The 12965-nt window shown below is 63.5% G+C and carries 12 protein-coding genes; 4 read left to right on the top strand and 8 right to left on the bottom strand.

All coding sequences use genetic code 11. The features are described 5' to 3' along the window. Positions 1 to 76: 76 nt before the first annotated feature. Positions 77 to 1636 (bottom strand): Ppx/GppA phosphatase family protein, encoded by a 1560-nt coding sequence (locus OVA24_RS08025; RefSeq protein WP_267674683.1) that lies wholly within the window; start codon positions 1634 to 1636, stop codon positions 77 to 79. Between the two features lie 134 nt (positions 1637 to 1770). Between OVA24_RS08025 and OVA24_RS08030 the strand changes: the two genes are divergently transcribed. Then, positions 1771 to 2592, top strand: coding sequence for a PPK2 family polyphosphate kinase (locus OVA24_RS08030; RefSeq protein WP_267674684.1), 822 nt, complete (start codon positions 1771 to 1773; stop codon positions 2590 to 2592). Between the two features lie 55 nt (positions 2593 to 2647). On the opposite strand, the gene OVA24_RS08035 is transcribed toward OVA24_RS08030, so the two are convergent. The 4 genes from OVA24_RS08035 to OVA24_RS08050 form a co-directional block, all read right to left on the bottom strand. Continuing rightward, a complete protein-coding gene (locus OVA24_RS08035; protein ID WP_267674685.1) occupies positions 2648 to 2839 on the bottom strand; it encodes a hypothetical protein in 192 nt (63 codons plus the stop codon). A 270-nt stretch (positions 2840 to 3109) separates the two neighbouring features. After that, a complete protein-coding gene (gene aqpZ, locus OVA24_RS08040; RefSeq protein WP_267674686.1) occupies positions 3110 to 3802 on the bottom strand; it encodes an aquaporin Z in 693 nt (230 codons plus the stop codon). A gap of 205 nt (positions 3803 to 4007) precedes the next feature. Then, a complete protein-coding gene (locus tag OVA24_RS08045; RefSeq protein WP_267674687.1) occupies positions 4008 to 4253 on the bottom strand; it encodes a hypothetical protein in 246 nt (81 codons plus the stop codon). A gap of 118 nt (positions 4254 to 4371) precedes the next feature. After that, positions 4372 to 5544 carry a class I SAM-dependent rRNA methyltransferase gene (locus OVA24_RS08050; protein ID WP_267674688.1) on the bottom strand — a complete coding sequence of 391 codons (1173 nt, stop codon included), beginning with the start codon at positions 5542 to 5544 and terminating at the stop codon, positions 4372 to 4374. A gap of 94 nt (positions 5545 to 5638) precedes the next feature. Between OVA24_RS08050 and OVA24_RS08055 the strand changes: the two genes are divergently transcribed. Further along, the gene (locus tag OVA24_RS08055) at positions 5639 to 6811 is read left to right on the top strand and encodes an RsmB/NOP family class I SAM-dependent RNA methyltransferase (protein ID WP_267674689.1); all 1173 of its coding nucleotides are present in this window, start codon (positions 5639 to 5641) and stop codon (positions 6809 to 6811) included. Between the two features lie 146 nt (positions 6812 to 6957). Here OVA24_RS08055 and OVA24_RS08060 read toward each other — a convergent pair whose 3' ends face one another. Next, positions 6958 to 7146 (bottom strand): hypothetical protein, encoded by a 189-nt coding sequence (locus OVA24_RS08060; protein WP_267674690.1) that lies wholly within the window; start codon positions 7144 to 7146, stop codon positions 6958 to 6960. A gap of 205 nt (positions 7147 to 7351) precedes the next feature. Here OVA24_RS08060 and OVA24_RS08065 point away from each other — a divergent pair, with 205 nt between their 5' ends. Further along, positions 7352 to 7825, top strand: a complete 474-nt coding sequence (locus OVA24_RS08065) for a Dps family protein (protein ID WP_267674691.1) — start codon at positions 7352 to 7354, stop codon at positions 7823 to 7825. A gap of 110 nt (positions 7826 to 7935) precedes the next feature. Further along, positions 7936 to 8544 carry a hypothetical protein gene (locus OVA24_RS08070; RefSeq protein ID WP_267674692.1) on the top strand — a complete coding sequence of 203 codons (609 nt, stop codon included), beginning with the start codon at positions 7936 to 7938 and terminating at the stop codon, positions 8542 to 8544. A 14-nt stretch (positions 8545 to 8558) separates the two neighbouring features. Here OVA24_RS08070 and OVA24_RS08075 read toward each other — a convergent pair whose 3' ends face one another. Then, the gene (locus OVA24_RS08075) at positions 8559 to 9449 is read right to left on the bottom strand and encodes a class I SAM-dependent methyltransferase (protein WP_267674693.1); all 891 of its coding nucleotides are present in this window, start codon (positions 9447 to 9449) and stop codon (positions 8559 to 8561) included. A 234-nt stretch (positions 9450 to 9683) separates the two neighbouring features. Next, positions 9684 to 12875 carry a DUF1553 domain-containing protein gene (locus tag OVA24_RS08080; RefSeq protein WP_267674694.1) on the bottom strand — a complete coding sequence of 1064 codons (3192 nt, stop codon included), beginning with the start codon at positions 12873 to 12875 and terminating at the stop codon, positions 9684 to 9686. Positions 12876 to 12965: the final 90 nt, after the last annotated feature.

The raw sequence follows: 12965 nt of genomic DNA on the forward strand, positions 1-12965 counted from the left end.
CAGGAAGGCAGCATGCAGGAATCCGGAAGCGACCGCAGTCTCTTCCCTGAAAACTGAACACTGGAAACTGACAAACTTAGTTATCTTCATCGATGACGACGGTGAGGCCGAAGACTTCCTCGAAGAGGTCCGCCTTCGACTCCATGGCGATGCGTTCCACGGCGGCGTCCTCCAGTCCGGGCAGGCGGACGCGGAGCTTGCCGGCTTCACGCTTGATCTCGATCTGCGCGACGCGCTGGGCGTGGGTGCGCTCCAGTGCGTCCGCCACGCGGAGCAGCGCCGCCAGCTTTGAAACGCGGATCCGGTCCTCCGTCCCGAGGGCGGCGTAGCTGGGGTGCTCCAGCTTCGGCCCGGAGTGGCGGTGGTAGCGGGAGACCAGCGCGACGATGGTGACATCCAGCCGGTCCAGTCCGAAGATCTCCGAGTTGAGGATGATGTATTCCGAATGCTTGTGGTGCGCGCGCGCGGTGATGAAGGTACCCACCTCGTGGAGGATGGCCGCCACCTGGAGCAGCAGCGCGTCATGTGGCGTGAGGCGGTGCAGATCCGCCGTGGCATCGAAGAACCGGGTGCACAGGCTGCCCACGTGTTCGCCATGCGCGATGTCCGATTGGTAGCGCTCCGCGAGGATGTTGGCGGAGCGCAGCACCTCTTCCGCGAAAGTTCCGGTCAGTTCCTGGGAAACCAGCAGGTCATGCAGCAATCCCTGCTCGTAGTCACTGTCCGGGATGTGGATCTCCTCCTGCTTGAGAACCTCCGCGATGGCCAGGTTGATCTCCAGCGCGGGCAGCAGGCCTTCAGCGGTCTGGTAGTCCACCTGGAATCTCTTCACCAGCTCCACGTCGGAAAGCGTCGCCGCCTCCGAGGTGAACTGGCGGAGCGTCTTCAGTGGGGAGGCGCTGCCTTTCTTGATGAGCGAGGGCGCCACGGACTGGATCTCATAGCCGATCGCCACGATGCCGTCGATGGCCACATCCGAGTAGTCGAATCGGATCTGGGCCAGATTTCCGGACGTATGTTCGCGGATCACGCGGTTGAGCGCGGGACCTTCGGTGTGGGAGCCTTCCAGCGCCTCACGGGTGCGGTGGGTGCCCAGCCGGTAGCTGGTGTAGCGGGTGATCTTTCCGTTCTGGAACAGAAGGGCGCGGGTGTTGCCGGGACCCACGTGGACCACCAGGGTGGTGTCCTGCTGCATGGCTGGCAGATTCTTCAGTCGGCGGCGCGTCTTCAGATAGATGAGGCGGGTCATCTCCCCGTCGTCGATGGTGCTCACACGCAGCCCGCACGCGATGCGGATGCGGTTCATCACCGTGTCATGGTTCGTCGCCTCGCTGAGGATGTTCGTCGCCACCGCGCGGGTGAGGTCGTGCGGGTCATAGCCCAGCTCCGCCAGTGCCTTCTGGTAGCCTTTGATGATGGAAACGATGCGTTCCGTGGTGGAAAGGCTCACTTTGCCGTCACGGAAAATGTCGCTCGCCAGTGGAGCCGGCTGCTCCAGGAAATCGACAGGGGACAATGTGCCTTTTCCGTCACGTTCCGCCACCATCATGGAAACGGAACTGGCGCCGATGTGGAGCGCGGTATGGAGTGAGGCGGAATTTTGCTTCAGTTGCAGGGACTTCCGGGAGGCGGGCATCGGTCATAGACTGGCTGCGAACCGCGCATTTACAACCTCCAATGTGTGACGCACGTTTCACGGGCGGGGATGGGATTTCGCGGTCCTTCCGGCTTGTCAGGGGTCACTCCCGGGGGGATAAATGCGCCATGCCGGTGAAGGGCCCACTTGAACGATATTTTGTGAAGCCGGGGGATGCCCTGGATCTTGGCAAGATGGACACCTCGGAGAAAACGGTCTTCGAGTCCGTGACGAAAGACTCCTATCTTCCGATCGCCGACCGGCTGAAGGTGGAGTTGCGTGAACTGCAGAAAGTCCTATACGCCCAGAGCAAACATCGGGTGCTGGTGGTGGTGCAGGCCATGGACACGGGGGGGAAGGATGGCTGCGTGAAAAACGTATTCTCCGGGATCGATCCGCAGGGCATCCGGGTGCAGGCGTTCAAGAAACCCGCGGAGGAGGAACTGGCGCATGATTTCCTGTGGCGCATCCACCAGCACGTTCCGCGGAACGGAGGGATGGTCATCTTCAACCGCAGCCACTATGAGGACATCATCGCGGTGCGGGTGAAAAAGCTTTTCCCGGACGAAGTTTGGAAACGCCGCCAACGCCATGTGCTGGAGTTTGAACGCATGCTGGCGGAGGAAGGCACCACCATCGTCAAGTTATTCCTCCATATCTCCAAGGATGAACAGAAGAAGCGCCTGGAGTCCCGTCTGGCGAACCCGGCCAAGCATTGGAAATTCAACCCGGACGACCTTTCCGACCGCGCCCGGTGGGCTGACTTCATGAAGGCATACGAAGAGGTGATCTCAAAGACCTCCACCGACCTCGCTCCGTGGTATGTCATCCCGGCGGACCGGAAGTGGTACCGTGACCTCGTCGTCGCCCAGATCATGGTCAACACGCTGAAGGGCCTGAACATGGAGTACCCGAAGATCACCTGGGACCCGAAGTCCATCGTCGTGGGGGACTGAAGGAAAGGAAGGGAGGGCAAGCCTCCGGATTGCCTCACCTGAAAGGACAACCTACTCACGCCGCGAGCGACGCCTGCGTGCGTGACAGGATCACGGGAGCGGGTTGGGCCGCCGCCTGGGCACGGGCAGCGCCGAGTTTCTCCAGCCTCCGGCGGAGGTAGAGGATCTCGCGTTCCTGTTCGGCGATGGTGCGGGTGTCCATTTTCTGGCGGAGGACCTGTTCGTTGGTTGCGGAGAAGAAGTTCATGAATTTCGGCGGATCATCGCAGGGCGGATGCCATGACCGGCCGGGGAGCGCCGGATGCTGATGGTGCAAGGGTTTCCACCCCATCAGGGACGGATGGGGGGGGGGGCTCCCGGTGGCGCGTATTGCACCACCGCCCGCAGCCCGGATTGCACGATGCCGGGAAAGGGAGGAAAGGAAGGCAAGCCTCCGGATTGCCTGCATCAAAATGGAGAGGGCTTGAGGTGGTGATTCTTTGGGTGGCAATCCGGAGGCTTGCCTTCCTTTCTACCCTCACCTGCGGGCGTCGGCCGGGCGGATGAACCCGTAGAGGACCGCGCCGATGATGGCACCGAGGATAGGGGCCACCCAGAACAGCCAGACCTGGGAAAGATAAGCGCCGCCGGCAAAGGTGGCGGTACCCAGACTCCGCGCCGGATTCACGGAGCAGTTGGTGACCGGGATGGAGATCAGATGGATGAGCGTCAGCCCCAGGCCGATGGCGACGGGAGCCAGCCCCGCAGGTGCCTGCTTGTCCGTGGATCCCAGGATGATGATCAGGAAAACCGCTGTCAGGGCAACCTCTGCGGCGAAGCAGGCGACCAGCGAGTATTTCCCCGGAGAAAGGTCCGCGTAGCCGTTCGAAGCGAACCCGCCGGCAACAAACCCAGCCTTTCCGCTGGCGATGAGATAGAGCAATCCCGCACCGGCAATGCCGCCGATGACCTGCGAGATGATGTAGGGGACCAGATCCTTCGCTGGAAAGCGTCCGCCGACAAACAATCCCACGGAGACGGCGGGGTTCAGGTGGCATCCGGAGATGTGGCCGATGGCATAGGCCATGGTCAGGACCGTGAGGCCGAACGCCAGTGCCACCCCCAAAAATCCGATGCCCAGCTCCGGCCATCCCGCAGCCAGCACCGCGCTCCCCGCGCCTCCGAATACCAGCCAGAATGTCCCGATCGCTTCAGCAATGTACTTTTTCATGGATGCAACTTTTGGTTGGGAGTGCCCGGTTCCGGCACTTCACGCTCTATCTGGATTAGAAACTGACAGCGCATTACTCAAGGTTAATTATGCGGGGTTCGGGAGGAAAGAAAGGAAGGCAAGCCTCCGGATTGACTCATCAGATCGGCGGATCCCGGGCATGCTTCTTTCTGTGGGGGGCAATCCGGAGGCTTGCCTTCCTTTCTCAGGAGAGCAGGCGGTGGTATTCCGCTTCGGTTTCCGGGGACCAGGGCTGCGGGTGCTCCGCGATCCAGCGGGCACGGTCTGCCGTCCATTGGTTGAGGGGCGAAGAGGGAAGGGAGTCGGCGAGACGGAAAGTGACGAAGTAGGTTTTTCCATCCTGCTGCCAATGGGGGAGATGGCGGCGTGTCTTGTCAATGGGGGCCTCACCGCTGAGAAAACGGAGGTCGGACCACTGGAAGGAAGACATGAGGAAAGATAGGAGGGGATGGAAGAAAGGAGGGCAAGCCTCCGGATTGCCTCATCATGAATGGCAAGCCGCGGGATGTTTTTTGGGGAGGCAATCCGGAGGCTTGCCTTCCTTTCCCTTATCCCACCACCCGGCTCCAGAGCAGCTTGAGGTAGCGGCTTTCCGGGTAGTTGGAAAGGGTGGGGTGGTCAGGGCCGGCTCCCGTGCGGTCGAAGATCTGCAGGCGCTTGTTCAGGCGATGCGCGCCGCCGGTGATGATGCGCTCGTGTTCCTCCACGGAAAGCTGGCCGGAGCAGGAACAGGTGACGTAAAGGCCGTCCTTCTCGACGAGCTGGAGTGCCAGCTTGTTGAGGTCGGCGTATTTCGCCACGCCCGTTTCATCCTCGCGGCCGTGGATGAACTTCGGCGGGTCCGCGATGACGAGGTCCCACTTGCGGCCGTTCTCGATCATGGTGCGCACCCAGGTGAAGGCGTCCGCGTGGGTGAACTTCACCTTCGCGGAGTTCAGGTTCGCGTTTCGCTTCGCCATTTCCACGGCGGTTTCGTCCAGGTCCACGGCGGTGACGTCCTTCGCCCCGGCGAGGGCGGCGGAGACGGAGAAGCCGCCGGTGTAGCAGCAGAGGTCCAGCACGGACCGGCCCTCCGCCAGCGCGCCGAATTTTTTCCGGTTGTCCCGCTGGTCGCAGAAGAAGCCCGTCTTGTGCCCGTCGGTGAAGTCCACCTCGTAGCGGATGCCGTGTTCGCGGATCTTCACCGTGCGGAACTTGTCGGACTCCACGCCGCCGCTGCGCGGGATGCCCTCCACCCGGGCCAGATCCGGATCGACACGGACGACCATGCGCTTCGTGCCGAAGGATTCATGGAGCAGCGGCAGCCAGCCGCCGAGGCGCTGCCAGGCGGCCAGGTTGGTGATCTCCACGGACAGCACGTCCGCGAACTTGTCCGCCACCATGCCGGGGAGGAAATCCGCGTCGCCGTGGACGGCCCGGTAGCTGTCCGTCTCCGCGTCCAGCTTGTGGATCTCCCGGCGCAGGGAGGCCGCACGGCGGATGGCGGTTTCGAAAAATGACTCGTCCAGATCCTCGAGCGAGTGGCTCACCACCCGCAGCGGCATGCGCGACTTCGGGTTCCAGAAGCCCCAGCCGAACCGCGTGCCTTCCTTGCCCAGCACCTCCACGAACGAACCCGGGTCCGCATCGCGCGAGACCTCGCCGATCATTTTCGGCCAGATGGAGGGGTGGAAGGACTGGTACTTGAGTTGGACGGTCGGCACGCGGGTGAGGATGAACATCGAACATCGAACGTCCAACATTGAACGCTGAAGTGAAGATTTTCGTGGCTGGAGTTGTCAGGTTGGGGGATCTGGCAAGGATAAGCGGATGAAAATGCACCGCATCCTGGCTGAGGCCGCTTCGACCATCGCGAAATCGGTCTTCCGGGAGTTCAAAGTCCTGGACCATGAGCTGGCGGCGGCGTTCGAGGAAAACCCGAAGTGGGGCAAGCGGGACCGAGGTTTCATCGCGGAGACCGTGTTCGAGGTGGTGCGCTGGCGACGGGCGCTGGGCTTCCTGGTGGACAGCGAGGAAACCACCGCCCTGTGCGCGGCGCAGTGGGTCCGCATGGGCTATGAACTGCCGGAGTGGTGGAAATACAATGGCCGTGGCGCGGAGGAGATCGCCTCCCGGCAGGACCTGCTGGCGGACCAGCCGCGCGCCGTGCGGGAGTCCATCCCGGACTGGCTGGACCAGCTTGCTTTCTCCGAGCTGGGAGACGCCTGGGACGCGGAAATTTCCGCCCTCAACGAGCGCGCCGCCGTCTATCTGCGGGTGAACACGCTCAAGACCACGCGCGAAAAAGCCATGGAATGGCTGGCGAAGGAAGGCGTGGAAACCTCACCCGTGGACGGCGTGCCGGACGCCCTGGTGCTGGCCCCCGGAAAGGCCCTGCCGAAGCCGCTGCGCTACGACGGTCGGATCGAGATCCAGGACGCGGGCTCCCAGCTCATCGCCGGCATGGTGGCTCCGCAGCCCGGAGACCGGGTGATCGACGCCTGCTCCGGTGCCGGTGGAAAGGCACTGCACCTCGCCGCCCTGATGGAGAACCAGGGCCGCATCTACGGCATGGATGTGGATGGGAAGAAGCTCAAGGAACTGGAGAAACGCGCCACCCGCGCCGGTGCGAAGTGCGTGACCACCCGCCTCATCAGCGAGACCACGGCGGACGAGTTCGGTCCCATCGCGGACCGTCTGCTCATCGACGCGCCTTGCTCCGGACTCGGCACGCTCAAGCGCCAGCCTGATCTCAAGTGGCGGTTGAAGCCCGCCGCGCTCGAGCGGGTCCGCACCATCCAGGCGGAGCTGCTCCAAGAGTACCCGAAGATGCTGAAAGCCCGCGGCCGCCTCGTCTATGCCACCTGCTCCGTCCTGCCATCGGAGAACCGCAGGCAGGTGGACAAGCTGCTGGAAGGTGGGGCTTTCGAGTTGCTGGAGGACCGCGCCATCTCACCAGCGGAACTCGGCTTCGACGGATTTTATGGAGCCGTGCTGCTGAAGAAGTAAGGAGGGAGGACACTCTTGTCCTCCGGCGGCATTGGCGAGCCACAAAGGAGTTTTCAGGGAAGAGAAGAAGCTGACCGCCAATCGAGAGCCCTTCGTTACGGGTTCCCATTGCAGCCGGTGGACAAGAGTGTCCACCCTCCTTACTCTCAATCCCCGTCCTTCGCATTTTTGCGGAGCTGCTTCTCGAACTTCATCGGCTTGCAGAGGACGTAGGGGATGTTCGCGACGCGGGCGCACTTCCGGCAGAAGAACTCCGGGTTCCGGGTCAGTTCGAGAAGCTCCTCCGCACGTTCACGGATCTCGTGTTTCGACCAATCGCAGAGCGTTTCCGACATCGTTTCACACAAAGTCAACCAGCCGCCGGGAGAGTCAAGAAAACGCCGAAAATTGTCACGTTCGCGCGAATCATTCTCAATAAGAGAATGCGCGAAATTGGTTGAAATACCAACGAATTTTTCACTTGCGGGTCATCAAAACAGGGGCATATTGAGACTAACCAAGCGGCTCGATCCCACCGCCTTCCCAAGACAACTCAGCACCATGAAAACACAGACGAAATCAGCCACCAAGAACGACGCGGTTGTGAAAGGCCTCACCACCCTCCTGGCGGACTCCTACGCCCTTCTCGGCCAGACCCACATCGCCCACTGGAACGTGGAAGGCCCGGCGTTCTTCTCCCTGCACACCGCTTTCCAGACCCAGTATGAGGAACTCTTCGAAGCCGTCGATGAGATCGCCGAGCGGATCCGCGGTCTGAACGTGCTCGCCCCAGGCGGCCTGAAGACCCTCGCCTCGCTGTCCTCCATCACGGAGCTGGCCGCCGAGCCGATGCCCGCGAAAGACTTCGTCGCGCACCTCATCGAAGGTCACGAAACCGTCGTCACCAACGCGACCTCCGCCCGCAAGGCCGCAGAGGACGCCGGTGACCTGGAAACCCAGGACCTCATCATCAAGCGCATTCAGACCCACGAGAAGACCTTGTGGATGCTGCGCTCCTTCCTGAAAAATCTCTGAGCCTGCGACGCTCCGCGATATACCCACCCGCACCCGCCCCCATAGCGGCTGCGGGTTTTTCGTGCCGTGGTGGAATGGCTGGGAGGGAGCGCATTTCCCCTCGCCCATGAATGCGCGGACCGTTCATGCTGGCTGGCATGACATGGCAGGAACAGTTGGTTGCGGAGTTGCGGGCGGTGGACCGTGAGCAGGCGACCCACGGCCTTTACGGATTGCGGGAGGCCATGAAGAAAGGAAACCGGCTACCATTTCTGGCCACGCTCCTTTTCGAGAAGCCGCCGGAGACCAACCTCCTCCAGCGGCTGGGTATGGAGGGAAGGGGGAGTTCGTACAGCGAAACAGCTTCGTTCACGCTGACGGATGGTATGCGGGCGGATCTGGAAATTCTCACCCACGCCTCCACGAAGGTCCGCCACTACGGCGACTCCTACGTTCTGGATCGGGCGCATGGGAAGAAAAGTGCCATCCATCCGGATCTGGAGTCCATCGTGCCGAAACTAGCGGCTGGGAGGGGATACTCCGCCAAACGCATGAACGCCCTCCTGTTCATCACCCACGCACCCACGGAGCGGCAGCTCAAGGCGGGGTTGGGCCGGGCAATCACGCCGGAGTTCATGGACCGCTATCAGGTCTCGCTGGTCTTTGATATCTGGGAGGATATCTACCGGAGAGGTTTTCATTCGGGTATCTTCCTCTGGACCGCGGAGTCCAGCAGATGAAGCAGGGCCACCGCTCACTCCAGCCAGACGGACTTCAGATACGGCTCGCCGGTGAAGTCGGAGGGCATGGTGGAATGGGAGGCCTTCATCCCACGGCGGACGGAGGTGAGGAGCTGCCGCTCGAAGGCGGACGGCGGCAGTTTTTTGAAGTTCGTGCAGCAGAGGATCCAGCCGCCGGGGGCCAGCACGCTGGCGGCCAGCGCGGCCAGCTCGCCGAAGTCATTCTCCACACGGAAGACCTTGCCCTTTTCATCCCGTGAGAACGTCGGCGGGTCGAGGACGATGCCATCGAACCTGCGCTCCTGTTTCGCGAAGCGGCGCAGCCAGTGGAACGTGTCGCCCTTGCAGAAATGATGGGCGGCGGGGTCGATGCCGTTGTGGGAGAGGTTCCGCTTCGCCCAGTCCAGATAGGGTTGGGAGAGGTCCAGGGTGGTGGTCTCCGCACCGGCGGCGGCGGCGGCCACGGAGAAGGCACCCGTGTAGGAGAACGTGTTTAGCAGTCGCAGCCCGGTGCCCATCCGGCGACGCACCTCCGCGCGGTTGTCCCGCTGGTCCAGGAAGATGCCCTGGGAGTAGCCGGACTGGAAGGAGATCTCGAAGTTCAGGCCGTTCTCCCGCGCGAGGAACGGTCCGTCCGTGACCGGGCCGCTGAAGTGGGCGGGGGAGTCCTTCTGGTGCTGGTCCAGGTGCTTCCAGTGGACGGACTGCGGCTGGTCGCGCAGCCAGCGACCGAACTCCGGCGGGATCGTCCGGCCCGTGGTGGACACCAGCCAGCGGTCCGCGAAGGTCTCCAGGAAAACGCCCGGCACCCCATCTCCGCTGCCGTCGATGAGCCGCAGGGCATCGGTCATTCCATCAGGCAGGGGCTGGCGCTTGCGGATCGCGGTCGTGAAAGGGTCGGGCATCTGGCGGAGGGAGGATGGGTGGGGAATCCCCGCCGGGCGAGATCCAATATGGTAGGGTAGGTAGCGAAGGTCGTGAGACCTTCGGCTGGGTGAGTGGGTGGAATCCCAAGGCAAAGTTAGCTGAGGGACGTGATGGGAGGGGGAATCATCAGAGGACTGGAGTTCCGGGATGAGGGTGAGTTCTCACCGCCGAAGGTCTCACGACCTTCGCTACTCCCTTGCCTTCGCCCCCGCCTACCTCGTCACCGCCTCATCCAGATTCAGGATCTGGCTGGTAAGCAAGGTCCAGGCGGCGAGTTCCGCGGGTGGGAGGGCGGCGTCGGGAGGAGTGCCGCCGGTGGCCAGCAGTTCGGCGGCGGCTTTGGGATCCTTCGTGAACGATGCGCTGATGTCGGTGAACGTGCGGGTGATGATCTTCCTTTCCTCCGCGTCCAGCGGGCGGTTGAGCAGGCGTGCGGTAATGAAGTCGAGCCGCGCGGCGGGATCTGCGGAGGCTTTCATCGCGTGGGTGGCGAGCTGCCTGGCGGACTCGACGAACTGCGGGTCATTGAGCAGGACCAGCGCCTGCAGCGGCGTGTTCGTCTGGTCGCGGCGGACGCAGGTGACCTCGCGGGACGGGGCGTTCAGGATCTCCATGGAAGCCGGCGGCGCGGTGCGTTTCCAGAAGGTGTAGACGGAGCGCCGGTAGAGGCCCTCGCCGCTGTCTTCCTTGTAGGAACGGGTGTTGGACTGCGGCATGGCGACGGCTTCCCAGATGCCTTCCGGCTGGTAGGGCTTCGCTGGCGGGCCGCCGGTTTTCGCGGATAGCAGGCCGGAGGCGGACAGCGCCATGTCGCGCAGCACCTCCGCATCCATCCGCTGGCGCGGGCCGCGGGCCAGCAGCTTGTTGTAGGGATCCTTCTCCAGCTTCTCCGGGGAGATGGTGGCGGACTGGCGGTAGGTGGCGGAGGTGACGATGAGCTTCAGGATGTGGCGGTGGTCCCAGCCGGAGTCCATGAACTCGACGGCCAGCCAGTCCAGCAGCTTCGGGTGGGTGGGCCGCGCGCCCATGATGCCAAAGTCCCCGGCCGACTCGACGATGCCGGTGCCGAAAAACTGCTGCCATGCGCGGTTGACCGTGACCCGTGCAGTCAGCGGATTACCCCGGTTCACCAACCATTTCGCGAGGTCCAGGCGGTCGTGCGGACCTTCCTCCGGGATGGCCGGGAGGGAGACGGGGATGTTCGCCGGGACAAGCGCACCTTTCGAGGAATACACGCCGCGCTCCAGGATGTGGGCGGTGGCGGGGCTGTCCTTCTTTTCCTCCATGATGAGGGTCACGGACCCGCGCTGGCGGAGGGTGGTCTGCTCCGCGGTGAGCGGGGCCAGCGCTTTCAGGAGCGCCAGTGTCGGTTGGTCGTGGCCCGTCAGGTAGTGGTCGAAGAGAGCGGCGGTCTGCTCCTTCGTCCGTTGCTCCGCGGGGATGGAAAGGAAATGCTGGAGTTGGTTCTGCCCGCTGAACGCGGCGATCTCCCCGGCGGGGAGGATCCTGCGGTAGAAGCGGAAGTCCTGGATCGCCACGGTGCCGCCCAGCCGGTTCGCGCCGTCTTTCCGTGAGCCGATCCTCAGGCTGGCGTTGGTGGAGATGTCCTGCCCCAGCGTGTTCGGTTCCGGGCCTTTCTTCACCGCTTTGCCGTTGACGAAAAGCGTCAGCGTCCGGTGGGAGGCCTGGCTGCCGTCGAAGGTGACCATGACATGGTGCCACTTGCCGGGTTCCAGAGGTTCCGGCGCGACGATCTTGTTCGCGGCGTCCGGCCAGCGGTCGATGAAATGGGTGCCGACCTTCCCGTTCTCCAGCCACAGGTCCCAGCCACGGTGCTGGTTCGCAGGGTCCATGCGGGCGATCACCGCGCCGCTGGGTGTCCCCTCGATGTAGAGATGCACTCCGAAGCTGACTTTCTCACTGCGGGAGATGGCTCCCACATCGCCCAGATCCGTCGTGGCGGAGCTGGCCAGCAGGGCGGGACCCAGCGGGCCGTCGCGGTGCCCGCCCGGGATGGTCCATTCCGTGGGCTTGCCCTCCACCGTGCCGCGGGAGATGGACTCTCCGGTATTGAGCGGGAGGTGGAGTGCCAGGGAAGGATCCGTCACATCCCCGGAGCCGATCTTCGCGTTCGCCAGCCATGCTCCGAAGTCCGCCTTCGCGGCGGATTTCCGGGCGGCGATTTCTCCGTCGATCTTCGCGATCTCCCCGGCAAGACTCGTCCACCGCTCCCGGTCCGCGGGCAGCGGGGCGAAGATGTTCGGCGGATGCTCCGCATTATTGCCATCCATCGCCTTCATGGTGTTGTTCCGGAAGAACGCGGCCATGGAGTAGAAGTCCGCCGTGCTCACCGGGTCGAACTTGTGGTCGTGGCAGGCGGCGCAGCCGGTGGTCAGGCCCAGCCAGACGGCGGACACCGTTTCCACGCGGTCCTTTGCGTAGATGGCCTCGTATTCCTCGGAAATGGCTCCGCCCTCGCCGGTGGTGGCCAGGCAGCGGTTGAAGCCGGTGGCGATCTTCTGCTCCAGCGTGGGGGAGGGCAGCAGATCCCCGGCGATTTGTTCGATGGTGAACCGGTCCCACTTCATGTTCGTGGCAAAGGCGTCCACCACCCAGTCGCGGTAGGGCCAGATGGCGCGGTAGTTGTCGATGTGGATGCCGTGGGTGTCCGCGTAGCGGGCGGCGTCCAGCCACAGCCGGGCCTGGTGTTCCGCGGCGGCGGGGGAGGCCAGCAGGGCGTCGATGACCGGTTCCGGGTCGGGCGCGGCGAGGAATTTCTCTGTTTCCTCCGGGGATGGGGGCAGGCCGGTCAGGTCCAGGTGCAGGCGGCGGAAAAAGCGCCGGGCTTCCTCCGGCGGGTTCGGGGGCAGGCCTTCCGTAGCGAGCCGGGCTTTGATGAAATGGTCGATGGCGTTCTCCCCGGCGGGCACGTCCGGCCGCACGGGCCGGATGAAGGACCAATGCGCCTGATACTCCGCGCCCTGCTGGATCCACCGCTCCACCAGGGAGATGTCACGCGCAGAGAGCTTCTTGTGGCTGGCCGGGGGAGGCATAACCTCCTGCTCATCCGTGGAGCGGATGAGCTTCATGAGCATGGATGCGGCGGCATCCCCCTTGATGATGACGGGCTGCCCGCCCTCCCGCGCGGCGAAGGCCTTGTCCGCCAGGTCCAGCCGCAGCGGCTCGCTTTTCGGCTCCCGCGTGCCGGAGTCCGGGCCGTGGCAGTGGTAGCAGTTCTCGGAGAGGATGGGCTGGATGTGGTCGTTGAAGCTGATCTTTTCCGGCAGAGATTCCTCCTTCGGCGCATCCGCCCGGTGTGGAGCGTCGGGCATGACGGGACGTTCCTCCGGCTGGCAGGAACCGAGAAGGATGGCTGATGCGAGCAGGAGCCCGTGGGTTTTCATCAGGATGGGAATTTGGGGATTCAGAGGAATACTCCGGGGTGCCCCCGGGTACTGTCACCGAAAATACGCTTTGCCATCGGAGGGATTCAC

It is taken from the genome of Luteolibacter sp. SL250, assembly GCF_026625605.1.
In the GTDB taxonomy this organism is placed as follows: domain Bacteria; phylum Verrucomicrobiota; class Verrucomicrobiia; order Verrucomicrobiales; family Akkermansiaceae; genus Luteolibacter.